Below are 25,455 nucleotides of genomic sequence, written 5' to 3'. Positions count from 1 at the left end.
ATCGGGACATGCTGGGCGGACCAAGACTCGACCGGATCGACCTCAAGATCCTCACGCAGCTTCAGCAAGCGGGCCGCATCACCAATGTCGAGCTGGCCGACGCGGTGGGCCTTTCCCCCAGCCCCTGCCTGACCCGTGTCAAGCGGCTGGAGAAGGCCGGATACATCACCGGCTATGGCGCGCACGTCAATCTGCACAAGCTGGGCGAATATCTGACCGTCTTTACCGAAGTCACACTGACCGAGCACCGCGCTGGCGACTTTTCCCGGTTCGAGACGCGCATCCGCAAATTGGACGAAATCGTCGAATGTCATCTGGTCAGCGGTGGCTATGATTATCTGCTGAAATTCGTGACGCGCGGCGTCGTCCATTATCAGTCGATCATCGAGGGGATGCTGGAAAGCGACTATGGCATCGAGAAATATTTCAGCTACGTCGTGATCAAATCCCCCTTCATCAAGCATCATTATCCGATCCAGCATCTGTTCGGCGAACAACGATAGAGTTAGAATTTCCCCATGACCGACATCGCCGACCTGATCGAACCGCTCGTCGCCTTTCGCCGCGACATTCATGCCCATCCCGAACTTGGTTTCTGCGAGCATCGCACCGCCGGCCGCATCGCCGAGCAATTGCGCGCATTGGGGCTGGAGGTGCATGAGGGGATCGGGCGGACCGGAGTGGTGGCGGTGCTGCGCAACGGGACGTCTTCGCGCAGCATCGGGTTGCGCGCCGACATGGATGCGCTGCCGATCCACGAACAGACCAACCTGCCCTACGCCAGCAAGACGCCCGGCACCTTCCATGGCTGCGGCCATGACGGGCATGTCGCCATGCTGTTGGGCGCAGCGCAGCATCTGAGCCGAAGCCGGGATTTCGACGGGACGGTGAATTTCTTCTTCCAGCCCGCCGAGGAAGGCCAGGGCGGCGCGCGGGAAATGGTCAATGAAGGCCTGTTCGATCGTTTCCCCTGCGAGCGGGTGTTCGGTCTTCATAATTGGCCCGACCTGCCCGCCGGTACGATCGCGACCCGGCCCGGCCCGATCATGGGGGCGGCCGACAAGTTCGAGATCCGGCTGGAAGGGCGCGGCGGCCATGCCGCCATCCCGCAGGATACGCCAGACGCCATATTGGCGGCGGCCGGACTGGTCCAGCAGTTGAACGCCATCATATCCCGGCGCATCCCGCCCACCCAGTCCGCCGTCCTGTCGATCACCCAGATCCATGGCGGGCATACCCATAATGTCATCCCGGAACTGGTGACGGTCGCGGGCACGGTCCGCACCTTCGACCCGGCGGTCCAGGACCGGATCGAGCAATCCATCCGCGAAATCGCCGCCGGTGTGGCGCTGGCGGGCGGACTGGCCGCGCACGTCGATTATCAGCGCTATTATCCCGCGACGATAAATGATGCCGAAGCGGCGCAGGAAGCGCTGGCCGCCGCCGCGAGCGTGGGCGACGCACGGCTGGCCCCCGACCCCGCCTTCACGTCCGAGGATTTCGCCTTCATGCTTCAGGCGTGCACGGGCGCCTATATCTGGCTGGGCCAGGCGAAGCCCGAAGGGTCAACGCCGCTGCACAACCCCCATTATGACTTTAACGACGATGTGCTGGAGCTGGGCATTCGGCTGCATGTCGCGCTGGTCGAGCGGCATCTTGCCCGCAGCGGATCAGAACCAGGAGCGCACGCCCACCACCAGGCTGGTGGCTGACGCCCCCTCCCCCGCGGCGCGGGCATAGCGGGCGCTGCCGCCCAGCTTGCGTTCCCAGTTGACGCCGACATAAGGCGCAAATTCGCGGGCGATCTCATAGCGCAGGCGCAGGCCCAGCTCGATGTCGGACAGGCCCGACCCGATGCCAAGTTCAGGCACGTCCTGCGCGGCGACATTCACTTCGGCGGCGGGTTGCAGGATCAGGCGCTGGGTGATGCGCTGGTCATAACTGCCCTCCAGCCGCAGATGCGCGTCGCCCTTGTCCGACAGGAAGGCCTGGGCCTCCACCTCAAACCAGTAAGGGGCGAGGCCTTCGATGCCGATCGTCGCATAAGTGCGCTGCGGTTGGGGCCGGAAATCCTGCCGCACGCCGGCGACGACATTCCACCATGGGTCGATGGCGCGGCTGTAGAGTGCCTGCACCTCGGCGCTGTCGAGGGCGCCGCCGATTGCGCCCTCTCCTTCCGACTTGATGGCGAGGCGGTTGATGTCGCCGCCGATCCAGCCTTCGCCTTCCCAATGATAGCCATCCGCGCCATTTTGAGCGCGATATTCGAGGCGATCGATCATCAGTTGCGAGAAGGTCATGCCGCCATTTTCCTTCATCATGGCGGCGCGGGCGCGGGCCATGACTTCGGGATCGTAAAAGGCTTCGGCCGCATGGTCGGTCGGAACCGGCGGGGCGACGCCCTGCGGGATGCTGTCGTCGATGACGGGGGCGGCATGACCGGCATGCGGATTGGCGGGCTGTTGCCGGGTCGGCGCTTCTGCCGCCGGCGGCATCTGGTGCGCGCCGTGATCCATCGGCGGATCAGCCTGCGCGAGGGCAGGCGCGGGCAGGCCGGCAAGCAGAAGGACGGTGAGGGTGAGGCGCTTCATGCCGCGTCTCCTTGCCCGCGGACGGTCACGACGCGCATCATCCCTGAATGCATGTGCAGCAGCATGTGACAATGAAAGGCCCAGTCGCCCAGCGCATCGGCGGTCAGGTCGAAGCTGATCTTGCCGCCGGGAAGGACGTTCACCGTATGCTTGCGGGGATTATGGTCGGCGTCCCCGGTGACGAGCTGGAAGAAATGGCCGTGGATATGGATGGGATGCGGCATCATCGTGTCGTTGATGAGCGTCACGCGCACCCGCTCCATATGGCGGAAGGCTATGGGGTCGGCGCCGTCCGACAGCTTCACCCCGTCGAAGGACCACATATAGCGTTCCATGTTGGCGGTCAGGTGAATGTCGAGCGCGCGGGTCGGCGCGCGCACATCCTGATTGGGTTCCAGCGCACGCAGGTCGGCATAGGTGAGAACGCGATGTTCGACATCCTCCAGCCCCGTCGGCCGGTCGGCGGTGCGATCGGCCGGCATGGAGGAGAGCGTCGCCACCCCCGGTCCCATCGGCACATTCGGGGCGACCGAGGGATCGAGCATCTTCATACTATGGCCGGCCATGCTGTCATTGGCGGGCTGGCTCAGGTCGATGACGCCCCCCTGCCCCATGTCCATGCCCGCCATGTCCATGCCCATATCCTTCATGGTCAGGAGCGGACGCTGGCGCAGGGCCGGGATCGGCGCGGCCATGCCGATCTGCGGCGCGAGCGTGGCGCGGACCAGGCCGGAGCGGTCAATCGCTTCGGCGATCAGGCCATAGGGTTGCGCCTCCATGGGCTGGACGATCACGTCATAGGTTTCGGCGATGCCGATCTGGAACTCGTCGGTTTCGACCGGCTGGACATGCTGGCCGTCGCATTGGACCACGGTCATGGGCAGACCGGGCAGGCGGACGTTGAAATTGGTCATGGCCGAGGCGTTGACGATGCGCAGGCGCACCCGTTCTCCGGGCGCGAACAGGCCGGTCCAGTTTTCCGGCGTGCCATGGCCATTGACCAGGAAGCTGTAGGTGGAGCCGGTGACGTCCGAAATATCGGTGGGGTCCATGCGCATCGCGCCCCAGTCGATCCGGTCCTCGAGCGGCTGATCCTTGCCCTTGAGCAACCCGCCCAGCGTCTGGCGCTGCATGTTGTAATAGCCGCCCATCTGCTTGAGGCGCTTGAGCAACATATGGGGGTGGACCGGGCTCCAGTCGGCAAGAACGATGACATGTTCACGATCGCTCTGCACCGGATCGGGGCCAGCGGGGTCGATCACGATCGGGCCATAATGGCCCATCGCTTCCTGCATCCCCGAATGGCTGTGATACCAATAGGTGCCCGACTGGCGGATCGGGAATTCATAGGCGAAGGTTTCGCCGGGGCGGATACCGGGGAAGCTGACGCCGGGGACGCCATCCATCTGAAAGGGGACGATCAGGCCGTGCCAGTGGATCGACGTGTCTTCCTTCAACCGGTTGGTGACGGACAGTCGGACATTCTGCCCTTCCTTCAGGCGGATGAGCGGCGCGGGCACTGTGCCGTTGATGGTGATCGCATGGGCCGACCGGCCGCCTGTCCCAAAATGGCTATCGCCAACGGTCAGAGCGATGCTCTCGCCCGACAATATGCCCGGCGCGGGATGAAGGCCGGCGGTGCCGCTGCGCGCCCAGGCGGGGAAGGCCCGTGCGAGCGACAGGGCGGCGGCGCCCATGATAAGGGTGCGGCGATCGAGGGACGATAAGGTCATGCCCCTTCATACGCGGGCCGCGCTCTGATCCCTCAAAATTTCCGTGAGTTTCGCGCGGGCGCGGTAGAGGCGGGTTTCGACCGCCTTTTCGGTGAGGCCAAGGATATGCGCCGTTTCCGCCTGGCTCATGGCCTCGACCGTGCGCAGGAGCAGCACATCCTTGAGATTGGCGGGCAAGGCGGCGATCGCGCCATTGATGCGGGCGCGTTCGCGCTGTGCGTGGAGCGCATCCTCCGGCGTGGCGTCGGGGTCGGCGATGGCGAGCGCGTCGTCGATCGGCCTGGCGAACAGGAAGAAGCGGCGGACGGCGCGGCGGCGCGCCCAGTCGCGGCATTTGTTGAGCGTGATGCGCGCGATCCAGACGCGGAACGGCCGCGCGCCATCATAGCGGGCCAGCGCGGCGAAGGCGGCGACAAAGGCTTCCTGCGTGATGTCGAGCGCTTCGTCGCCGTCGCCGACATGGCCGCGCGCGAGGCGGTAGACAGCATCGCGGTGCCGCCGCATCAGCGCGCTATAGGCGGATTGCTGCCCCGCGAGCGCGCGGGCGGCGAGCGTCCGGTCGTCAGGGTCCGGGTCGCTCACCTTAGCGGGTTGACTGGACGGGCTTGGTCAGCGCCTTGACAATGGCCGCGTCGAATTGCGCCGCCTGCTCGGGGCGCAGCACGCCGCGCATCGCGAAGATATGTCGCAGCGTTTCCTTCTGAAGCTCGCCCATCACATGGTGCGATCGGTCAACCGCCGCACCGACCCTGGGCCCGTACCCATGTTCGGCGGCGATGGCGTCGGCCAGCCGCTGATTATCGGCGCGCATTTCCGCCTCCAGCGCTTCGCGGCGCTTGGCGAAGGCCGCTTCGAGTTCATCAATCCGCCGCTCCTGCGCAGCGTCGAGCGTAAGGCGCTGATGCAGCAGGGCGTGCACCTCGCTTTCCACGCGCGGCGCCGGCGCAAGCCAGAGGCGCGCCACCAGCACCGCCGCCAGCGCTGCGGCGAACGCGACGAGCGCAACGAGCAGATAGCGTTTGGCGGTCATTGGCCGAGCAGGCGCGAGGGCGCATAATCCGACATGCCGATGGGTAGCGACGAAGCCTGCGCCGGGGCGGCGGGCATGATGCTGCCGGCCCAGCCAACACCGATCGCAAGCAAGCCCGCAAGCATCAGGCTGCGCCGCGCGGTCATGCGTTCGCGCCGCCGGGCAAGGCCGCCCATCACGGCTGGCTCCATGTCCGCAAGTCGCGCGTCGGTGGGCATCGCCCGCACCGCGCCCAGATAATCGTCCAGATCGGTCATCACCACAATCTCCATCCTCATGACCGCATACGCACGCGCCGCGTCCACCCCTCAACCCTGGAGGACGGAAAATTATGCGCATGGGTCGAGGGGTCGGGCAAGTCCATGCGTAATTGTGCGTAGCCACCCTGCCTGGAGATACCGACATGACCCGTTTCTTCCTGACCGCCGCCGCCGCGTTCGCGCTTTCCCTGCCGGGCGTCGCAAGCGCGCATAGCAAGCTGGTGTCGTCCAGCCCCGCCGCCAACGCCACCATCGCCAAGCCGACGAAGCTGACGCTGACCTTTTCCGAAACCTTCCTGGCGCCGATGAGCGGCGTGGACCTGGTGATGACCGGGATGCCGGGCATGGCCGATCATGCGCCGATGCCGATCAAGGGCTTCAAGACCAGCGTCGCGCCGGACGGCAAGACGATGATCGTCACCCTGCCCCGCGCCCTGCCCGCCGGCAGCTATGAGCTGAAATGGCATATTGTGGGCGCCGATCAGCATCGGATGGAAGGCGGCTACAGCTTTACGGTCAGGTAAGCCGCCATGGCCGAGGGGCTATTGGCGGGAACGCGCTGCGCGTTGATGATCGACCTTGCCTTGCTCATGGGCCTGCCGCTGTTCTGGTGGGTGATGGGCATGGCCGGGCGTCGGGCGGTGCTGGCGGCGCTGGCAATCGGCGGCGTCGCGCTGTCTGCGCTTTGGCTGCTGGCGAGCGCGGCGGTGATGACGGGCGCGCCGATCACATCCCCCGACTGGGCGAGCGCCCATATCCTGCTGACGATGACGCCGATCGGCCCGGTGCTGGCGGTGCGGGGCGCGGCGCTGCTGGCCGTGCTGATTGTGGTCGCCCTGCCGCACGGCGTCCGCTGGACGATGGCGCCGGCCGGTGCGGTGAGCGCCACATTGGCCTGGACCGGTCATGCCGGGGCGACCGAAGGCCTGGCCGGATCGCTCCACCGCGCCGCCGATGTCGCCCATATCTGGGCGGCGGCAGGATGGATCGGAGCACTGGCAGTGCTGCTGGGCGCAGTGATGCGCCTGCGCGGCGGCGATGACATGCGGCCGGTGGCCCGGATGCTCGCGCGCTTCGCGCTGATGGGGACGCTGCTGGTCGCCACGCTGGTCGTGACCGGCGCGGTCAATGCGGCGATGATCGTCGGCGTGGCGCAATGGCCTGCGCTCACGGGCAGCCTTTATGGCTGGCTGCTGGCGGCGAAGCTGGCGCTGTTTGGCGCGATGCTGGGACTGGCGGCGGCCAATCGCTGGCGGCTGACGCCCGCGCTGGAAACCTGCGTTCAGCCGCAGCGCGCGGTGGCGGCGCTGCGGCTGTCGCTGGCGGTGGAAACGAGCTTTGCTGTCGTCATTATCGGGTTGGTGGCCTGGCTCGGCACACTCGACCCCATGGCCCCGATCATTTGACGTTCAAATCACGCCGGGCGGTAGATGCAGTAGATTTTCTTCACATGGACGCGGCTGTCCCAGCTGCAACTGGCGCCCTGTTCGACCAGGAAGATGTCGCCACACGCGAATGTGGCTTCCGCGCCGACCTCATCGATGAACGTGACGCTGCCATCGAGCAGATACATGAGTTCATAATGGCCATAGCGCATGGCGCGGCGGTAGTAGGGCGTCGAGTCCCAGGTGCCGGCCATGAATTCGCCGTCCGGCGATTTCCAGTCGCCATGGTTGCGGCACTGGGGCGTCGGGCCGACCAGCAGTTCGGCAAGCGGCGCGCCAGAGGGCGCCAACGGCGCGTCGGCATCGATCGGGATGATCGCGCCGTCGCCAGCCGGGCCGCCGGTGCGGCGCATGAAGAGGAGGCGGCTGTCGGCGTCCGCGGTCCAGGCGAAGGCCGCCCCGCCGCGCAACAGGATGCTGCCCCCTTCGCCGAGGGTGAGATCAAGGTCGCCACCTGCAATGCGGACCGCGCCCGAAACGACGATGACGAATTCGTCGGCGGGCATCCCATTGACCAGCCCGGCGCCCCGCGGCAACGCGATCAGGCCGGCGCTGATCGGGCCGTCCGCCAGCGGCAGTTGCGCACGGGCGGCGAGGAAGGGGTCGCCCTCCCCTTGCGCCACGGTCGCGTCGGCGGCCCAGGCGCGCAGGTCGATGAAGCTGCGGGTCAAACTTGCGTTGGTCATGCCGGCCTTTCCTGTTGGATCGGCCGCAGCATATCCGCCGCGCGCGGCAGGATGCGCCGTTTGGCGTGGGGACCGCCGTCAGACCTGCCGCAACGCGCGGGCCGGACGGACGGAGAGTAGCGGGATCGATCCGGCAAGGCCGATGCCCAGCGTCAGCAAGGCCCCGCCCCCCAGCGTCGCCAGCACGACGGGCCAGTTGGGCGACCAGGTGAAGTCAAACACCTCGACGATCACGAACCAGGCCGCCGCGCTGCCGAGCGCCAGCGCCACCAGCGCCAGGATCGCAGCGAGCAGGCCATATTCGAGCGCCTGCCCGCCGAGCAGTTGCGTCCGGGTCGCGCCCAGCGTCTTGAGCACCACACTGTCATAGCTGCGCGCCTGGCGCGAGGCGGCTATAGCCCCCACCAGCACGGCGATGCCGGCCAGAATCGCGACCGAGGCGGCGACCAGTATGGCGCGCGACATTTGCGTGAGAATCGCCCCGACCTGATCGATCACATCCCCCACCGCGATCACCGACACGCCGGGGAAGGCGGCGAGCAGCGCGCGGGTGACGGCGGCATCATGGCGCGGGTCCATCGTTATCGTCGCTGCGACGCTGTGTGGCGCGGCTTGAAGTGTTGCGGGCGAGAAGACCAGCACATAGTTGAAGCCCATCGTGTCCCAATTGACCTTGCGCAGCGAGGCGATGCGCGCATCGATCTCGCGCCCCAGGATGGAGACGGTCAACCGGTCGCCAAGGCCAACGCCCAGCGTCTTGGCCGCTTCGGCGTCGAGCGAGACGAGGGGTGGGCCTTTATAGTCTTTCGGCCACCAGCTGCCCGCGACCAGATCGCTCCCTTGCGGCAGGGTGGCGCTGTAGGTGACGCCGCGCTCGCCGCGCAGGAACCAGGCGCCGTCGGGCAATTCCTTGAGGTCGGCGACCCGCTGGCGGCCATAAGCGGTGATCGTGCCGCGCAGCACGGGGACGATATTGAACCCGGCTTCGGGGGCTTCGCGCGCGACGATGCGGCGGAAGCGCGCCTGCTGCGGCGCGGGGATGTCGAGCACGATCTGGGCGGGCGCCTTTTTCGGCACGACATTGCGGATTTCGGCGTCGAGGCTGGTTTCTATCCCTGCCAGGGTGACGAACAGGGTAAGGGCAAGCCCGAGCGCCACGATGAGCGCGGCCGTCTGCGCGCCGGGACGGTGGAGATTGGCAAGCGCAAGGCGCAGCATGGGGTGGCGGGGTCGTGGCAGACGGCGGGCAATCTGGCGCACGGCGAGACCCAAAGCGAGGAGCAGCAGAAGCACGGCGGCGACCGCGCCAAGGACGGCGGCGGAAAAGAGCGGCTCACGCGCGGTGCCGAGCGCCAGCGCCACGAGCAACCCGCCCGCGAGCGCCATCGCGGCGAGGCTGCGCCGGTCGACGCCCGAGCGCGCTTCCACCGCGCCGCGAAAAATCGCCGCGGCCGGCTGCGTCCGCGCTTTGGCGAGCGGCGGGAAGGTGAAGAGGAAGGCGATGAGCAGGCCATAGGCGGCGCTGGTCAGCAGCGGCGCGGGGTGCAGGCGAAAACCGGGGCTGACCGGCAGCACATCGCCCGCGAGCGCGACGACCAGCGGCGGCAGCGCCGCGCCCATGATCAGACCCGCGAAAATGCCGAGGAGCGCAACCGCGCCGACCTGAAGCCGGTAGATGCGGGCAATGTCGGTGGAGGTGGCGCCCAGCACCTTGAGCGTCGCGATGCCGCCGCGCTTGGCCGCGAGATAGGAGGCGACGCCGTTGCTGACGCCAATGCCCGCGATCACCAAGGCGGCAAGGCCGATGAGGGACAGGAACTGCCCCATCCGATCGATGAAACGGTTGGCGCCGGGCGCGGCGCGGCTTTCATCCTTGAAGGTCCAGCCCTCCTTTGCCCGCGCCTTTTCCCAATCGCGCCGCACCGTCGCTGCATCATAGCGGGGATTGAGGCGGATGCGATATTTAGCGGAGTAAAGGCTGCCCGGCTGAATGAGTCCGGTGCCGCGCAGCCCCGCCATCGACACGATCGCCACCGGCCCGAGGGTGAAGCCCTCCCCCAGCCGGTCGGGTTCATCGGCGATGATGTCGCGCACGGTGAAGGTCGCATCACCATAGCGAAGTTGCGCGCCACGTCCGACCTCAAGCCGTTCGGCCAGCGCTTGCCCGATCAGAATATCGCGCGCGTCCATCGGGCGGTAAGGCGCGTGGCGGAGCGTCAGCCGGCCGTAGAGCGGATAGGCGGCATCGACGCCCTTGAGTTCGGTGAGCACGGCGGCAGGCGCGTCCCCCCTCCCCTTCCCCGGTTCCGGGTCGATCCGCTGCGCCATGGCGCGCATACGGATGGTTTCGCTCAGGCGGCCCAGTTGGCGGAAGGATTCCTTGTCGCCAAGGCCCGCTTCGCGCTGGGTCATGCCGATTTCAATGTCGCCGCCCAGGATGACGCGCCCCCGGTCCCGCAGCTCCTGCGTGATCGCGGCGGTCAGGCTGCCGATCGCGGCCAGCGTGGCGACGCCCAGGAACAGGCAGAGGAACAGGAGGCGCAGGCCGCGAAAGCCCAGATGCAGGTCGCGGCGGGCGATGCGCCAGCTTGCCCGCCAGCCAAACGCGCTCATGCGGCGCGGTCCGAAACAATCTGTCCGTCGCGCATTTCAATGATGCGCCCGCAGCGCGTCGCGAGCGCGGGATCATGGGTGATGATGACCAAGGTCGCGCCTGCCGCCTGCTGTCGGTCGAACAGCAGATCCATGATGGCAGCGCCAGTGGCCGCGTCGAGATTGCCGGTGGGTTCGTCGGCGAAGATCAGGGTCGGGCGCGGCGCGACCGCGCGGGCGATGGCGACGCGCTGCTGTTCGCCGCCCGAAAGCTGGGCGGGATAATGGTCGAGCCGATGGCCAAGGCCGACCGCGCGCAACTCCTCGGCCGCCAGGGCGAAGGCGTCGGCATGGCCGGCCAGTTCCAGCGGAACTGCGACATTTTCCTGCGCCGTCATGGTGGGGAGCAGGTGGAAGGATTGCAGCACGATGCCGATCCGGCCCCGGCGGGCGCGGGCAAGATCATCTTCGCCCAACGCGCCGAAATCGACGCCGCCCACATCGACGCTGCCGCCGCTGGCCCTTTCCAGGCCCGAAAGCACGGCCATCAGCGAGCTTTTGCCGGACCCCGAGGCGCCGAGGATGGCGACGCTTTCCCCGCGCAGGACCGAAAGATCCACGCCCTTGAGGATCGCCACCGGCGCGTCGCGCGTGCCAAGCTGAAGGGTGACATTGTGCGCGCGGATCGCGATAGTGGCGGGATCGATGGGCGAATGCATGAAGAAGGAGCGCTCCTTGGCGGGCAGGTGGTTGCAATATGGGGCGCTGGCGCTGTTTGTCCAATTGGCGAGCGGCTGTTCCGACCGGGCGCCGCCCCCGCCGCCGGCCAATGCCGCGCAGGCGGCGGACCGGGACGCCCCTGCCGCGCCGGTCTCCGATGCCAGGCTGGTGGTGGCGTTCGGCGACAGCCTGTATGCCGGCTATAATCTGGACCGGGACAAAGGGCTGGCCCCCGTGCTGGAGCAGGCGCTGAAGGCGCGCGGGGTGAAGGCCCGGGTCGTCAATGCCGGGGTGTCGGGCGACACGACCGCGGCGGGGCTGGCGCGGCTCGCCTTCACGCTCGACGGCTTGCCGCGCAAACCCGACCTGATGCTGGTGGGGCTGGGCGGCAACGACATGCTGCGCGGCCTGCCGCCGCAAGAGACGCGCGCCAATCTGGACGCGATCCTGGCCGAGGCGAAGGCGCGCGGGATCCAGGTGATGCTTACCGGGATGCTGGCGTCGCCCAATATGGGGGCGGACTATGCGGCGGCGTTCGATCCGATCTACCCGGAACTGGCGCGCAAATATGGCGCCGCCCTCTATCCCTTCATGCTGGACGGCGTGCTGGGAAAGCGAGCATTGCTGCTGCCCGACGGCATTCACCCCAATGATGCGGGTGTGACCGTGATCGTCGGGAAGCTGGCGCCGCGCGTGGCCGAGGCGCTCAAGCCGTAGCGACTGAGGCGCGTTTATTCGAGCGGCTCGCCATCCCAGATTTCGGTGTCGATCTGCGCCTGCGCGGCCTTGGGATAGCGCGGACCCGACACGGCCTCGAAGGTGAAGAGCGCATCCACCGCAGCCAGCGTATCGACAGACAGGTCCAGCGTCAGCGTCGCCAGATTTTCGTCCAGATGCGCGGGGCTGGTCGTGCCCGGTATGACGACGATGTTGGGTCGGCGTGACAGCACCCAGGCGAGACTGAGCTGCGCCATGGTGCAGCCGGCCGCTTGCGCAATCGCCCTGAAGCCGGATGCCAATTCCAGATTGCGAGTGAGGTGCGGCGGATGAAAACGGGGCATGGCGTAGCGCACATCGCCCTTGTCCACGCCGTCGGGACCGACGCTGCCCGCCAATACGCCGCGCGCGACGGGAGAGAAGGCGACGAAACCGACACCGAGTGCGACACATGCGTCGAGCACCGCGACTTCGGCATTGCGCGTCCAGGGCGAATATTCGGTCTGCATCGCCGCGATCGGATGGACCGCATAGGCCCGGCGCAAGGTCGCCGCCGACATTTCGGACAGGCCGATCGCGCCGATCTTCCCCGCTTCGACCGCACGGACCAGCGCGCCGACTGATTCCTCGATCGGCACATTGGCGTCGAGCCGGTGCAGATAATAAAGGTCGATATGATCGACGCGCAGCCGCCGCAGCGAATCCTCCAGCGTCGCGGTGATGGCTGCGGGCGAGCCGTCCAACCCGCGCTGGCCATCCCTGTCGCCCAGCACGCATTTGCTGGCGAGCACGAATTCATCACGCCGATCCATCAGGGTACGCCCCAGCAATTCCTCATTGGCGCCAAAGCCATAGAGCGCGGCGGTGTCGAAGAAATCGACACCCTGGTCGAGTGCGTGAAGCAGCAGCCGCTCCGCATCGCGCGGTTCTGGCCGGGGCAGATAGGCGTGGCTGAGGTTCATGCAACCAAGGCCGATGGGCAAGACGGTGAAGGGGCCGATGGAGCGGGGCGACAGCGAGACAGTCATGGAGCGATGATGATCCTCTATCCGGCGGGGGGGGATGGTCCCGCCATAGCGAGGCCTGCCCACGGGTTCCAGCCGCGATGCAACGCTTTTCCTATCAAAGGCTGGCGCAATGCGATTGGCCAGCCAGTGTTGCGATCACCGATAGGCAAGCGCTTCGGGAACAACAAGGATGGCGATCCGCCTGCAAAAAGGGGGAAGCGTCGGGAGATGCCATGAGCAAAGCAGGATTGACGCGAACGGGCCGCGTGGGAAAGGCCGTCCTGCTGTGCCTGGCCGGGCACGTCCTGCCCGCCGCGGCGCAGGAGGCGCCGGCCGACGACCGGCCCGTTGCGACGCCGACGATCAGCCGCAGCTTCGGCGCCACAGGCCTGATGGCGCGGTTCAACAGCAGCGAGCAATATGGCGCGGTGCAGTCGCGCACCGGTCTTTACATGGCGCATAATAATCTGAGCCTGGCGTCAGGCGCGACAACCGGTTTCAAGGATGAGGTGGCCACGATCGTGACGCCGGTGAACCTCATCATGCCGCTGCCGGCTGTGGCGCGCGGGCTGCATGTAAAGCTGGGCTATGCCAATATATTCGCGCGCGGATGGGGTGGGCACCGGACGCAGGTCGATAATGACAGCCAGACCGGCCTGGCCCAGATCCTGTGGCTGATCGGCGACAGCGCCCTGGTGGGTGGCGGCGTGATCTATGAGGTATCCAATGTTTCGCTGCGCCACAATGACGGCACGATCGCGTCGCAGGGAACCGGCGTGCGGTTCGACATGCTCTATCATTTCGCACCCCGCTGGGGCGCATCGCTGCGCCTGTCTCGCCTGGCCGGCGACGCCGCCACCAATATCCCCAATATGCGGGTCGGCGTCATCGCCAGCCGACAGCATTTCAGCCGGACCTATAGCGAGGCTTCGCTGGTCGGCACCTATCGGACCGGGCAATTCCCCTTGGTGCCCGAGGGCTGGATCATGCGCCCGTCGGTCGCCTTCGTCTGGCAGCAGTCGCGCTTCGACCCCGGCGCCACCAATCTGGGCAGCGCCATAGCGGCCCGCAAGGAACGCTATATGCTGGGCGCGGCGACCATGCGGCTGGAACAGGACGGCTTTACGCCATGGCGGGTGCGGCCCTATGGCGAGGCGGGCGTCGAGCAGGAATTGCGCAACAGCATCGCCCGGGTCGATGACGATCCGACCAGCCTCTATCTCAAGACTGGCGCGGCCATGAACCTGGGCGGCAAGGGGCGGCTGGACCTATATGTCGCGCGACGCGACAGCATGAAGGGCAGCTTTCAGTCGACCACAGTCAACCTGCTGCTGAGCATGGCCTTCTGAACAGCGGCGGCCGCTAGCCCTGCCCCCACGCCGTGAAATCGATCGGCCCGGGACAATTTATATTGGGTCAGTGCGGCTTTCCCCGACAATATAGGTTCTTTGCCGACCAGGAGGATGCCATGAAAGAATTCGACGTTCGATCGGCCAAGGAGGCCGGAGACTATCCGCGCAAGGTGCTGGACCTGTTCGATGCCTATGTCCACGGCGCGCTCGATCGCCGCGGCTTCCTGACCCAATGCGCGGTCCATGTCGGCGGGACGGTTTCGGCCACCGCCGTGCTGGCTGCGCTGAGCCCCGACTTCGCGCGCGGTCAGGTTATCGCGCCCGACGACAAGCGTGTCATGATCAGCCATGTCGACATTCCCTCGCCAAAGGGCAACGGCACGGTCCGCGCCTATGTCGCACGGCCGGCGGCGAAAGGCGAAGCCGCCCTGCCGGTCGTTATCGTGGCGCATGAAAATCGCGGCCTCAATCCGCATATCGAGGACATTGCCCGCAAGCTGGCGGTCGATGGCTTCATGGCGGTCGCGCCCGATGCGCTGACGAGCCTGGGCGGCTATCCCGGCGACGAGGACAAGGCGCGGGAAATGTTCGCCACGCTGGACCGCGATAAGGTGCGCGAGGATTTCGTGGCCGCGGCCATCCATGCGCGGACCATGCCGGGCAGCAACGGCAAGTTGGCGACGACGGGTTTCTGCTTCGGGGGCGGGATCGCCAATCTGCTGGCGACCCGGCTGCCCGACCTGCGCGCGGCGGTGCCCTTTTACGGCAGCCCGCCACCCCTGGAGGATGTGCCCGCGATCAAGGCGGAACTGCTGATCCATTATGGCGGCAATGACGCGCGCACCAATGCCGGCTGGCCCGCCTACAAGGCCGCGCTGGATAAAGCGGGCATCAGTTACCAAGCCTATATCTATGAAGGCGCCGAGCATGGTTTCAACAATGACACCACGCCGCGCTACGACAAGGCGGCCGCCGAGCTGGCCTGGGGACGGACGCTGGCGCTGTTGCATCGCACGCTGCTGTAGGCGCGGGTCCGCCGGTCAGCGCAGGAAGCTGATGCTGACCGGCTTGGGCGTATCGGCCGACCGGCCGCTATCCGTCAACCGGCCGGTGCGGCGGTCGATGGCCAAGATGTTGATCCGGTCGGAACGTTCATTGGCGACCAGCAGCCAGCGACCGCCGGGATGGAGGCTGAAACCCCAGGGCACCTCGCCGCCTGCGCCGATGCGCTGGATGATGGACAGCGTTCCCTTGGCCTGATCCACCGCCAGGACGACAAGGCGGTTTTCGGCGCGATTGCCGGCATAGACGAAGCGCCCGTCAGCGCTGACCGCGATTTCCGAGGCGCTGCTTGTACCCTGGTGATCGGGCGCGTCGATCGGCAGGGTCTGGACCAGCGTCAATCGTCCCCGGCGTGCGTCCCAGCGCAAGACCTGCACATCGGCGGTCAGTTCGTTGATGAGGTAGAGGAAGCGGCCATCCGGCGCGAAGGCGATATGGCGCGGCCCGCTGCCCGACGTCGCGACGAAATGGCGTTCCGATCCGGCCGCGTCGGGCCGGATGGCGTGACGGCGCCCGTCAAAGGGATAGATGAAGATCCGGTCGGCGCCAAGGTCCGCAACCAGGATGAAGCGCCCGGTGGGATCGACCAGGACGCTATGGGCGTGAGGCTTGGCCTGGCGGCGATGCGGCCCCGAGCCGGTGGCGGCCACCAGCGATACGCGCGGGCCGATCCGGCCATCGGCCAGGACCGGAAATGTCGCGACCGAGCCGCCGGCATAATTGGCGGCGACCAGCGTCATCGAGCGCGGGTCGAGCGTCAGATAGGTCGTACCGCCGCCGCCGGCATCGACTTGGTTGAGCCGGGTGAGAGACCCTGTCCGGCGATCAGCGCGGAAGGCGATGATGCTGCCGTTGCGGGCGCCGTCATTCCCATCCTCATTGGCGGCATAGATAATGGGCAGGCGCGGGTGCCGGATCGTCCAGGTCGGTCGCGGCACGGAAGCGACGGGACCGTTCATTGCAAGCGTGCCGGATCGCGCGTCGAAGCGTCCGGCCCGGATCTCTGCGCCATGCATCCCGACGTAAACGAGGTCGCCATCCGCAGGCGACGGCGGGACGGACGTAGCCGGGACGGATATGGCCGGCGCGCCGAACGTCAGGGGCAGCGCCATCAGCAAGACAGCCGTGCGCAGCGCCTTAATCCTATATCCTGCCATCCTGGCCATATTTTCTCCTCTTCCGGCTCCCAAGCCGGCTGTCGCACGCACGCGCAGGTGTCAGCTATAAGAAGAGGCGCCCGGTCCATCAAATCTCGCCCGTCCGCCCCTCGACCCGGAGGGGAGCCACTGATAGCGCCGCCGGGCCATGACCGTCCCGCGCCATCCTTTCGCCTATCGCGATTTCCGCTATCTGTGGACGGCGCGCATTTGCGCGATGCTGGGCCATAGCGGCCTGGTCGTGGCATTGGGCTGGGCCATTTATGACGAGGCGCGCCTGTCGATGGGCATCAGGGCGGCTGCACTGCGGCTGGGCCTGATCGGCCTGGTCCAGTTTTTGCCGATCCTGTTGCTCAGCCCGGTGACGGGGCTGGCGGCCGATCGCTTCGACCGGCGAAAGGTGGTGCGGTTCGCGCTGCTGGGCCAATGGCTTTGCCCGGCCGCGCTGACGCTGCTGGCGTGGGGGCCTGGCCAGAGCCTCTACGCCCTCTATCTGGCGGCAGCGCTGTTCTCGGCGGCGCGGGCTTTCTACATGCCCGCCATGAATGCGTTGCCAGCGGCGCTGGTGCCGCGCCAGACGCTGCCGCAGGCGATCGCCATCAGCGCGATCGCCGGGCGCATCGGCGGCATATCAGGCCCGGTGCTGGGCGGCTTCGCCTATGCGCTGGGTGCGGTCTGGGCGTTTGCGCTGTGCGCCGCGCTGTTGGCGGTCGCGATCCTGTTGCAGTTGCGGATCAGGCCGATCGTGCAGCGGCCGATCGCAGGCAACAGCCGGGCGCTGGCGCAGATGCTGGACGGGTTCCGCTATGTCATGGGCAATCGGCTGCTGCTGGGTGCGATCAGCCTCGACATGTTCGCGGTGCTGCTGGGCGGCACCAATGCGCTGCTGCCCATTTTCGCCCGCGACGTGCTGCATGTGGGGCCGGAGGGGCTGGGCGCGCTGCGCGCCGCATCATCGGCCGGCGCGCTCGTCATGGCGAGTTGGCTGTCCTGGCGACCCGTCCATGTCAATGTCGGCACGAAGATGCTGCTGGCGGTCGCCATCTATGGGATCGCGACGATCGGTTTCGGCCTGTCGCGCGCGCTGCCGCTTTCGGTCCTGTGCCTCATCATCCTGGGCGCGGCCGATATGGTGTCGGTCTATATCCGCCAGTCGCTGGTGCAGATCGCCACCCCTGACGACCGGCGCGGGCGCGTGGGCGCCATATCGGGCCTGTTCATCGCCGGGTCCAACGAACTGGGCGAGATGGAATCAGGCGTGGCCGCCGCGCTGCTCGGGCCGGTCGGCGCGGTCCTGCTCGGCGGTGCGGGCGCGATCCTGCTTGCAGGATTATGGGCACGCCTCTTTCCCGAATTGCCAGCGGCACGCCGTTTCGAACAGGTCGATCCAGGCTGACGCCTATGCCGGCTCCAGCTCGGCGATGCGGGGACGCGCGGTCAATTCATTTTCGACATGATCGCGGATCATGTCGATAAAGTCGGCATGGAGGCGCGTGGGCAACCAGTTGGCGCGCGTCGTCACCCCGATCACCGGCACCGGGGAGATCGGCCCATAGGCGATGGCCGCCAGCCCTTGCCCTTCATGATGAAGTTCATAGGAGGTCATCAGCGTCAGCCGGTCGCTGCCGGAGAGCAACGGGCGGATGACCGCCAGCGCGGAGGTTGCGATGGGCGCGTGCGCCGGTCGGCCGCTGGCGAAAAGATGGTCGAAACAGGCCCGGCGGCTGGACCCCGGCGCGCCGATCAGCCAGTCGTGATGGCCCAGATCCTCAAGCGTCACATGGTCCCGGCAGGCCAACGGATGCCCTTTACGCGCGACGATCGAATAAGGCGTGTGGGCCAGGGCCAGCGTGTCGAGATCATCGGCGTCTTCACGCGGCAGCAGGCCGACGACGAAATCGACATCGCCCGCACGCAGGCTCTTCACCATCTCCACCGCGCTTTCGTTGCGGATCACGACCTGCGCATTGGGCGCGCGGGCCATGAAATCCTCCAGCATGGAGGCAAGCAGCACGCTGCCGCCCAGGGGCATGGCGCCCACCACGATCGGCGCCGTCGTCCCACCCTGCGCCGCCGCCAGTTCCTGCACGCCCCAGTCGATTTCCTGGAGACACAATTTCAGCCTGCGACCCAGTTCGATGCCGTCGGGCGTGGGGATAGTGCCAGCCGCAGTCCGGTAGAAGAGGGATTTGCGCACATTGCTTTCCAGGTCGCGCGCGGCCCGCTGGAGCGTGGCGGGAGAAAGGTTCAACGCCTGCGCCGCAAGCGGAAAGGAGCCCTGCTCGACGATCGCGATCAGCGCCCGGACCTGGGACCGGAGCAGGCGAGCGGCAACGCCCTTTGCGCCGGCAGCGCCGCCCTCCACCCCAAACTGGGTGAGCGCGCGTTCGAACTGAGTCAGGAACCGCACCACGCGGCGGTAGAAAAGATCGCCATTGGCGTTGAGATAGCTGCCGCTCGCGCGCCGTTCGACCAGCTTTGCGCCGACCAGCTGCTCCAGCTTGCTGAGCGATTGAGTCACTGCGGGCTGTGATAAGTTACAGTCCTCCGAAGCCCCTCTTACGCTCTCCAGCCGGCCTACGCTTTCAAACAGCCTAAGTTGCCGAAAACTGATCGCCTGCACCTGCTCTTGCGACACCATTTGCTGCCTTTCCTTCCTCTTCCCGGCAAGGTGGATAGCATGACTTTTATACCTATTGAAAGTACGAAGCGGATAATGGGTGCGCCGACCCTGATTGAAAACATGCCGCGCCTCTTTCGTAAACCGTTCGGCCGCGTTGACTATTGCCCTGGCACAGCGCTTCACCATGAACGTCAAAATTCGAGCGGGAGAGCCTCATGTCAAAGGTCCAACTGAAAATCGCCGTGGCGGACCATCCGCACACAGCCGCCATCCGCGACGGGTCGATCCCGATCGAAGGCGTCGAGGCGGAGATCGTCACCGTCAAGCCACAGATCGGCGCATTTCGACGCATGGTCCGCGAACTGGAATTCGATGTGTGCGAGATTGCGCCAACGACCTACATCATCGCGCGCGCCTACGGGAAGAAGTTCAAGGCGCTGCCGATCTTCGTCGTGCGCCGCTTCCACCATTCGGGCCTGCTGGTGCGGCCGGATGCCGATATTTCCAGCCCCAAGGACCTGGAAGGCAAGAAGGCGGGGGTGCGCGCCTATTCGGTGACGACGGGCGTGTGGACGCGCCAGGTGCTGATCGATGAATATGGCGTCGACAACAGCAAGATCAACTGGTTCGTCGATGACGAGGAGCATGTGCAGGAATTGCGGCTGCCTGCCAATGTCAGCCATGTCGCGACCGGCGACAGCCTGGCCGAGATGATGGCGCGCGGCGACATAGTTGCCGGCTTTGATGCGGCGGCGGGGATCGGCCGCACCGGCGCGCCGACCGGTGGCTGGCAGGAGGTCGAGGCCGATTATCCCGACCTCTTCCCCAATGCCGAGGCATTGGAAGCGGACTATTATGCCCGCACCGGCGTCTATCCGATGCACGGCACAATCGTCGTCAAGGACAGTGTGCTGGAGGCGCATCCCTGGGTCGCCCGCTCCATCTACGACGCCTTCACCCAGGCGAAGGACGAATGGGTCGCCAAGCTCAACAGCGGCGAAGCCACGGGTGCTGGCGCCGACAAATATCGCAAGCTTCAGACGATCGTGGGCGCCGACCCGCTGCCCTATGGCATCGAAGCAAACCGTGCGACCATCGAGGCGCTGGAAAAGACCGCGTTCGACCAGGGCCTGACGCCGCGGCGGATGCGCATGGACGAGTTGTTCGTCGATCCCGAGCAGGTGCCGGCACTCACCGCCTGAACAAAGCGTGGCGCGCCGGACCAACTCCTATCCGGCGCGCCCCAAAATCAATGACGAAAGCCGCACGGCCGGACCTAAACCGGACCAGAGAGACGGAGACACTATGATCATCGATTGCCATGGGCATTTCACCACCGTGCCCCAGTCCTTCCGCGACTGGCGTTCGCGGCAGGTGGAATTTGCCCAAGACGCCGTAAACGCGCCCAAGATTTCGGACTGCATCGTCACCGACGACGACATTCGCGAAGGCGTGGGCAATGGCCAGCTCAAGCTGCAGCAAGAGCGAGGCAGCGACCTGACGCTCTTTTCCCCGATCGCGGGCCTGATGAGCCATCATCTGGGCAATGAGCGTACCAGCCTGGAATGGGCGAGCATCAGCAACGATCTGGTCCGCCGGGTATGCGACATCTATCCCGACAATTTCGTGCCGGTAGGGATGCTGCCGCAATCGCCGCTGGCGCCGCCGAGAAATTCAGTGCCCGAATTGCGCCGGATCGTCGAAGAACTGGGCTTTGTCGGCGTGAACCTGAACCCCGATCCGACCGGTGGCTATTGGACCGGCCAGCCGATGACCGACCGTTCATGGTATCCGATCTACGAGGCGCTGTGCGATCTGGACGTGCCGGCGATGATTCATGTCGCCGCCTCCTGCAATCCCAATTTCCACGGCACCGGCGCCCATTATCTAAACGCCGATACGTCTGTGTTCATGCAATTGTTGCAGGGTGACCTGTTCAAGGATTTCCCGACCCTGCGGCTGGTGATCCCGCATGGCGGCGGGGCTGTGCCTTATCATTGGGGGCGCTATCGCGGCATGAGCCTGGAGATCGCCAAGCGGCCGCTCGAAGGGCTACTCGATAATATCTTCTTCGACACCTGCGTCTATCATCATCCCGGCGTCGAGTTGCTGACCAAGGTCGTGCCCACCAGCAATGTCATGTTCGGTTCGGAAATGATCGGCGCGGTGCGGGGGCGCGACCCCGACAGCGGCGCGTATTTCGATGACACCAAACGCTATATCGACGCTTGCGAGGCGCTGAGCGATGCCGACCGCCATGCCATTTTCGAAGGCAATGCCCGCCGCGTCTATCCGCGGCTTGACGCGCATCTCAAAGCCAAGGGCCTCTAGGACATGACGGTCATCGACATTCATCCGCACATCATTTCCGATGATGCGGAGCGTTACCCCCCCGCACCCCTGTTCGGCAAGCGATCGGACTGGTCGCAGGAACGGCCCTGCACGGTCGCCTCGCTGATCACGGCGATGGATGAGGCTGGCGTCGCCAAGGCCGCGGTCGTCCATTCCTCCACCACTTATGGCTTTGACAACAGCTATGTGGTGGAGGGCTGCAACCAGTTTCCGGGCCGGCTGATCGCGGTCGGATCAGTCGATGTCGCCGCACTCGACGCGGTGTCGGTAATCCGGGACTGGGTGGACAGAGGCCTTAATGGCCTGCGCATCTTCACCGGCGGATCGACCAAGGATTTCGACCCGAGCGAGCTGGAAAATCCCGCCGCCTACCCCGCCTGGGAAATGCTGGGCGACCTTGGCGTGCCGATGTGCATCCAGACCGGGCCGGTCGGCCTGCCGCAGGTGACCGATCTGGCGAAGCGTTTTCCAAGGGTCAACATCATCCTCGATCATCTGGGACGGCCGGACGTGCTGGACGGACCGCCCTATGCCGATGCCGACAGCCTGTTCGCGCTTGCCGACCTGCCCAATATCTACCTCAAGCTGACCCCGCGCATCATGGGCGACGTCACCAAGGGGGAGGCGAGCGCCGAGACTTTCTTCCCCAAGGTCGCTTCCGTGTTCGGCGCCGACCGCATGGCCTGGGGCTCCAACTATCCGACCTCACCCGGCACGCTCGCCGAGATATTGGCGACTGCGCGCGCGCGGCTCGCCTGCCTCAGTGACGAAGACCAAAGCTGGATCTTCGCCAAGACCGCGCAGACGCTCTATCCCGCGCTGGCGGATTGAATACCAAAGGAGAGGGTTTCATGGCATCGACACCATTATCGAAGGAAGCGGCGGCCGAGCCGCCAGCCCGCGTGCCAGAACTCTCTCCCGGCGGACGTTGGCTGGTGCTGTTCCTGCTTGCGACCGGCGTGCTGATCGCGTTCGTCGACCGCACCAGCATCTCATCGGCCCTGGCGGACCCGCCCTTTATCGCTCATTTCAATTTGTCCGACCTGGACCGCGGTTGGCTCAATTCCGCTTTTTTCTGGTCCTATGGCCTGGTCCAGATCCCGATCGGCTGGGTCGTGGACCGTTATGGCGTGAAGACGCCCTACACCATCTGCTTCGTCCTTTGGTGCGTGGCGACTGCGGCGATCGGTTTGGTCGATGCCTTTGCCACGCTGCTGCTGATGCGCCTGCTCATCGGCGCGGCCGAAGCGGTCGTGATGCCGGCCAGCTATCGCTGGATCCGCAACAATTTCAGTGAGCGGCAGAATGGCACTGCCGTCGGCGTTTTCGCCATGGGCAACAAGTTCGGGCCCGCCATCGGCGCTCCGGTGGCCGCCTGGCTGATCGTCAATTATGACTGGCGCACCATGTTCATCCTGACCGGCGCGGTTGGCTTCATCTGGCTGATCCCCTGGATACTGACGGTGCGCAACGACTGGCCCAGCGCGGACGAGCGCGCTACCGCCCGGCGCAAGGCGTCATCGGTAAGCTTCGCCAGCATCATGAAAAGCCCGCTGGTCTGGGGCGCGATGATCGTCAATTTCTGCTACGGCTATTTCACCTTCTACTGCATGAGCTGGATGCCGGCCTATCTGGTGGAAGAGCGCGGCCTGTCGCTGAAGCAGTCGGGCCTCTACACTTTCTTCAGCTTCGCGGGCATCGCCATCGTCGCAGTGGTCGCGGGCTGGGCGGCGGACAAGCTGATCGAACGGGGTGGCGATCCGGTCTTCGTGCGCAAGGCGTTCGTCATCGCCGGATTCATCGGCGCCTGCACGGTGCTGTTGGGCGCCTATGCGCCGAGCCTGGACATGGCGCTGTTCTGGAACGTCTTCTCGCTCTCTTTCCTCGGCCTTGCCACCGCCAATAATCTGGCGCTGTGTCGCCTGACGCTGATCCCCAAGCCTGCCATCGGCCTGGTCACGGGTGTCCAGCAGGTCGCGACCAGCCTGGCCGGCGGCGTCGCGGCAAGCCTGTCGGGATGGCTGCTGCATGTGAGCGGGGGCTATGACCTGCCGATGCTGGTGATTTTCGTTTTCCTGATCATCGGCGCCGCTGCAACCTGGATCCTGCTGCGGCCCGAATGGGCACCCAAGGTTTCGGAATAAGCAATCGCCCCGGCCATGCTTTGGATTGGCCCGGCTATCGGGCGGCGCATAGCCTGCACCGCACGAACGAACAGAGGATGATATGGCGAAGATTGTTTTCGGAATGGCCGTGCCGCACAGCGGGATGCTGGGGCAGAAGCCGGAGGACTGGCTGAACAACGGGGATCGGGACCGCAACAATCCCGAACTCTGGTTCCAGAACCGGACCTGGACCTATCCCGAACTGGAAGCGCATCGCGGCGCGGCGTTCGAACCATTTCTGACCATCGAGGAACGCACCGCCCGCGCCGCGCGCTGTCGGACCGCGCTGGATGAAATGGCGCAGGCCTACAAGGCCGCCAATATTGATGTCGCGATCATCCTGGGCAAGGATCAGAAGGAAATCTGGCCCGACCAGTCGCCCTCCATCACAATCTATAGCGGGCAGGAGGTGCATAACGGCCCGCCCCAGCGCGCGGTTTACGCCCCCGACCATCATGTCGTTCATCAGGCCCATCCCGACCTTGCCACCTATCTCATCAAGACATTCCAGAAGCAGGGGTTCGACCTCAATGACCTGATGGCATGGCCCGAAAATGTCTGGATGGAGAAGAATCAGGGCCGCAAGGCCGACTATCCGGTCGTGCCGCACGCCTACAGCTTCATCTATCACCAGATCATGGGCGACGATGTGCCGCCCCATGTGCCGGTGCTCTTCAACCTCTTCTATCCGCCGACCCAGCCGTCGATGGCGCGCTGTGTCGAATTTGGCCGCGTGCTGCGCGACGCCATCGAAGCATGGCCGCAGGATATCCGCGTTGCGGTGATCGCGAGCGGCGGCCTGTCGCACTTCGTCAATGACGAGGAATTCGACCGCGACGTCATGGGGAAGCTTGCCGCCTATGACTATGAGGGCCTCACCGCGATCCCCGACGGCTATTACCAGTCCGGCACGTCGGAGGTGAAGATCTACTCGATCGTCATGATGGCGCTCCAGCAGACCGGTGCGGAAATGACGCTGGTCGATTATGTCCCCTGCTGGCGCACGCCGGCAGGCACCGGCGAAGGCATGGGTTTCATGTACTGGAACGCGCCCGCCTGAGCGGCGCGCTGCCCCCCTTTCATCAAGAACGGAACGCTATTCATGACCGATACGCGCCTCAACGGCGTCATCCGCGCTTTCGAAGCCGGCAAGCCCGCCTTCACCTGCTTTTCCAAGGTCGACAAGCTGACGGCGCAAGAACTGACCGATGCCCCCTATGACGGCATCGTCTTCGAAATGGAGCATAACCCCTATGATGTGGCCGGGCTGGGCGATGCGCTGCAATATATGCTCAATCGCAAGACGATCGCCGAGACAGGATCGGTCGCCCCGTCGGTGACGCCGCTGGCGCGTATCCCCGCAAATGGCGTGGAGATGAACCAGTTCCAGGCCAAGCAGGTGCTGGACCGGGGCGTCTATGGCGTCATCACGCCCCATGTCGCTACGGTGGAGCAGGCGTGGAACGCGGTCGCCTCGTGCCGCTATGCAAAGCCGACCGGCGCGGCGCTCTATGAGCCCAAGGGCGTGCGGGGCGATGGCCCGGCGACGGCAGCGCGCTACTGGGGCCTGTCCCAGCCGGATTATTATGCCAAGGCCGATGTCTGGCCGCTCGCCCCGCATGGCGAATTACTGGTCGGACTGATGATCGAAAGCCCCGAAGCGATCGACAATCTGGACGACATACTGGCCGATGTGCCGGGCATCGGCTTCTGCCTGATCGGCGAGGGCGACCTCAGCCAAGCGCTGGGTTATGCCCGCCAATATGAGCATCCAGAGGTGCTGGATGCGATGCGCAAGATCGTCGAGACATGCCATAAGCACAAGGTCGTCGTCGGTAACCCGCACACCAATGCGAAGAATGTCGAGCGACTGATCGACGAAGGCTATCGTTTCCTGATGTCCGCCCCCACCCGCAGCTATGGCGTGGTCGGCCAGGGCCGCGAACTGGCGGGATATTGAGGG

General features: G+C 65.7%; 25 protein-coding genes. 14 read left to right on the top strand and 11 right to left on the bottom strand.

What is annotated here, in order from left to right:
- Positions 1-8 precede the first annotated feature (8 nt).
- On the top strand, positions 9-503 hold the full coding sequence (locus C100_RS46475) for an Lrp/AsnC family transcriptional regulator (protein WP_024022049.1): 495 nt from the start codon (positions 9-11) through the stop codon (positions 501-503).
- 15 nt (positions 504-518) lie between these two features.
- A complete protein-coding gene (locus C100_RS46470) occupies positions 519-1,712 on the top strand; it encodes a M20 aminoacylase family protein (protein WP_024022048.1) in 1,194 nt (397 codons plus the stop codon).
- Here the strand turns inward: C100_RS46470 and C100_RS46465 are convergent.
- The 5 genes from C100_RS46465 to C100_RS46445 are packed head-to-tail and all read right to left on the bottom strand — an operon-like array spanning position 1,671 to position 5,611.
- The gene (locus C100_RS46465; protein WP_024022047.1) at positions 1,671-2,591 is read right to left on the bottom strand and encodes a copper resistance protein B; all 921 of its coding nucleotides are present in this window, start codon (positions 2,589-2,591) and stop codon (positions 1,671-1,673) included. The genes C100_RS46470 and C100_RS46465 overlap by 42 nt on opposite strands.
- Positions 2,588-4,324, bottom strand: coding sequence for a copper resistance system multicopper oxidase (locus C100_RS46460; RefSeq protein ID WP_024022046.1), 1,737 nt, complete (start codon positions 4,322-4,324; stop codon positions 2,588-2,590). Before C100_RS46460 ends, C100_RS46465 begins: the two co-directional genes overlap by 4 nt.
- A gap of 6 nt (positions 4,325-4,330) precedes the next feature.
- Entirely contained in the window at positions 4,331-4,906 is a 576-nt protein-coding gene (locus C100_RS46455) for an RNA polymerase sigma factor (RefSeq protein WP_024022045.1), read from the bottom strand.
- Between the two features lies 1 nt (position 4,907).
- On the bottom strand, positions 4,908-5,354 hold the full coding sequence (locus C100_RS46450; RefSeq protein ID WP_024022044.1) for a periplasmic heavy metal sensor: 447 nt from the start codon (positions 5,352-5,354) through the stop codon (positions 4,908-4,910).
- Entirely contained in the window at positions 5,351-5,611 is a 261-nt protein-coding gene (locus C100_RS46445) for a hypothetical protein (protein ID WP_031310350.1), read from the bottom strand. The genes C100_RS46450 and C100_RS46445 overlap by 4 nt, the downstream gene beginning before the upstream one ends.
- Before the next feature lie 146 nt (positions 5,612-5,757).
- On the opposite strand from C100_RS46445, the gene copC reads away from it, so the two are divergent.
- Together copC and copD are read left to right on the top strand one after the other, a co-directional pair.
- Positions 5,758-6,138, top strand: coding sequence for a copper homeostasis periplasmic binding protein CopC (gene copC / locus C100_RS46440; RefSeq protein ID WP_024022042.1), 381 nt, complete (start codon positions 5,758-5,760; stop codon positions 6,136-6,138).
- Between the two features lie 6 nt (positions 6,139-6,144).
- Entirely contained in the window at positions 6,145-7,020 is an 876-nt protein-coding gene (gene copD, locus C100_RS46435) for a copper homeostasis membrane protein CopD (RefSeq protein WP_024022041.1), read from the top strand.
- Positions 7,021-7,028: 8 nt separating this feature from the next.
- Here copD and C100_RS46430 read toward each other — a convergent pair whose 3' ends face one another.
- The 3 genes from C100_RS46430 to C100_RS46420 all read right to left on the bottom strand — a co-directional run bounded on the left by C100_RS46430 (position 7,029) and on the right by C100_RS46420 (position 11,056).
- Complete coding sequence (locus tag C100_RS46430; RefSeq protein WP_024022040.1) at positions 7,029-7,745, bottom strand: cupin domain-containing protein; 717 nt, start codon at positions 7,743-7,745, stop codon at positions 7,029-7,031.
- 78 nt (positions 7,746-7,823) lie between these two features.
- Positions 7,824-10,358: an ABC transporter permease gene (locus tag C100_RS46425; RefSeq protein ID WP_024022039.1), complete on the bottom strand. Its 2,535-nt coding sequence runs from the start codon at positions 10,356-10,358 to the stop codon at positions 7,824-7,826.
- Positions 10,355-11,056: an ABC transporter ATP-binding protein gene (locus C100_RS46420; protein ID WP_024022038.1), complete on the bottom strand. Its 702-nt coding sequence runs from the start codon at positions 11,054-11,056 to the stop codon at positions 10,355-10,357. The genes C100_RS46425 and C100_RS46420 overlap by 4 nt, the downstream gene beginning before the upstream one ends.
- Here C100_RS46420 and C100_RS46415 point away from each other — a divergent pair.
- Entirely contained in the window at positions 11,055-11,774 is a 720-nt protein-coding gene (locus C100_RS46415; RefSeq protein WP_024022037.1) for an arylesterase, read from the top strand. The genes C100_RS46420 and C100_RS46415 overlap by 2 nt on opposite strands.
- Before the next feature lie 14 nt (positions 11,775-11,788).
- Here C100_RS46415 and C100_RS46410 read toward each other — a convergent pair whose 3' ends face one another.
- Positions 11,789-12,802: an aldo/keto reductase gene (locus tag C100_RS46410; RefSeq protein ID WP_024022036.1), complete on the bottom strand. Its 1,014-nt coding sequence runs from the start codon at positions 12,800-12,802 to the stop codon at positions 11,789-11,791.
- A 212-nt stretch (positions 12,803-13,014) separates the two neighbouring features.
- On the opposite strand from C100_RS46410, the gene C100_RS46405 reads away from it, so the two are divergent.
- Together C100_RS46405 and C100_RS46400 are read left to right on the top strand one after the other, a co-directional pair.
- Positions 13,015-14,130: an autotransporter outer membrane beta-barrel domain-containing protein gene (locus C100_RS46405; protein ID WP_024022035.1), complete on the top strand. Its 1,116-nt coding sequence runs from the start codon at positions 13,015-13,017 to the stop codon at positions 14,128-14,130.
- Positions 14,131-14,249: 119 nt separating this feature from the next.
- A complete protein-coding gene (locus C100_RS46400) occupies positions 14,250-15,158 on the top strand; it encodes a dienelactone hydrolase family protein (RefSeq protein ID WP_024022034.1) in 909 nt (302 codons plus the stop codon).
- 15 nt (positions 15,159-15,173) lie between these two features.
- Here C100_RS46400 and C100_RS46395 read toward each other — a convergent pair whose 3' ends face one another.
- Entirely contained in the window at positions 15,174-16,361 is a 1,188-nt protein-coding gene (locus tag C100_RS46395; protein WP_031310349.1) for a lactonase family protein, read from the bottom strand.
- Positions 16,362-16,500: 139 nt separating this feature from the next.
- On the opposite strand from C100_RS46395, the gene C100_RS46390 reads away from it, so the two are divergent.
- A complete protein-coding gene (locus tag C100_RS46390; RefSeq protein WP_024022032.1) occupies positions 16,501-17,748 on the top strand; it encodes an MFS transporter in 1,248 nt (415 codons plus the stop codon).
- A 3-nt stretch (positions 17,749-17,751) separates the two neighbouring features.
- Here the strand turns inward: C100_RS46390 and C100_RS46385 are convergent, their stop codons facing one another.
- Positions 17,752-18,993: a LysR family transcriptional regulator gene (locus C100_RS46385; protein WP_161633941.1), complete on the bottom strand. Its 1,242-nt coding sequence runs from the start codon at positions 18,991-18,993 to the stop codon at positions 17,752-17,754.
- A gap of 197 nt (positions 18,994-19,190) precedes the next feature.
- Here C100_RS46385 and C100_RS46380 point away from each other — a divergent pair, with 197 nt between their 5' ends.
- The 6 genes from C100_RS46380 to C100_RS46355 all read left to right on the top strand — a co-directional run bounded on the left by C100_RS46380 (position 19,191) and on the right by C100_RS46355 (position 25,452).
- Positions 19,191-20,177 (top strand): PhnD/SsuA/transferrin family substrate-binding protein, encoded by a 987-nt coding sequence (locus C100_RS46380; protein ID WP_024022030.1) that lies wholly within the window; start codon positions 19,191-19,193, stop codon positions 20,175-20,177.
- Positions 20,178-20,280: 103 nt separating this feature from the next.
- Positions 20,281-21,306 (top strand): amidohydrolase family protein, encoded by a 1,026-nt coding sequence (locus tag C100_RS46375; protein WP_024022029.1) that lies wholly within the window; start codon positions 20,281-20,283, stop codon positions 21,304-21,306.
- A gap of 3 nt (positions 21,307-21,309) precedes the next feature.
- Complete coding sequence (locus C100_RS46370; RefSeq protein ID WP_024022028.1) at positions 21,310-22,158, top strand: amidohydrolase family protein; 849 nt, start codon at positions 21,310-21,312, stop codon at positions 22,156-22,158.
- A gap of 20 nt (positions 22,159-22,178) precedes the next feature.
- Positions 22,179-23,471 carry an MFS transporter gene (locus tag C100_RS46365; protein ID WP_024022027.1) on the top strand — a complete coding sequence of 431 codons (1,293 nt, stop codon included), beginning with the start codon at positions 22,179-22,181 and terminating at the stop codon, positions 23,469-23,471.
- Positions 23,472-23,553: 82 nt separating this feature from the next.
- Complete coding sequence (locus tag C100_RS46360; RefSeq protein WP_024022026.1) at positions 23,554-24,552, top strand: protocatechuate 4,5-dioxygenase subunit beta; 999 nt, start codon at positions 23,554-23,556, stop codon at positions 24,550-24,552.
- Between the two features lie 42 nt (positions 24,553-24,594).
- Complete coding sequence (locus C100_RS46355) at positions 24,595-25,452, top strand: HpcH/HpaI aldolase family protein (RefSeq protein WP_024022025.1); 858 nt, start codon at positions 24,595-24,597, stop codon at positions 25,450-25,452.
- The last annotated feature ends 3 nt before the right edge of the window (positions 25,453-25,455 follow it).

The sequence above is a fragment of the Sphingobium sp. C100 genome (genome assembly GCF_000508185.1).
In the GTDB taxonomy this organism is placed as follows: Bacteria; Pseudomonadota; Alphaproteobacteria; order Sphingomonadales; family Sphingomonadaceae; genus Sphingobium.
Note: the sequence above shows the minus strand (reverse complement) of the source record. Positions and strands in the feature narration are given on the sequence as shown.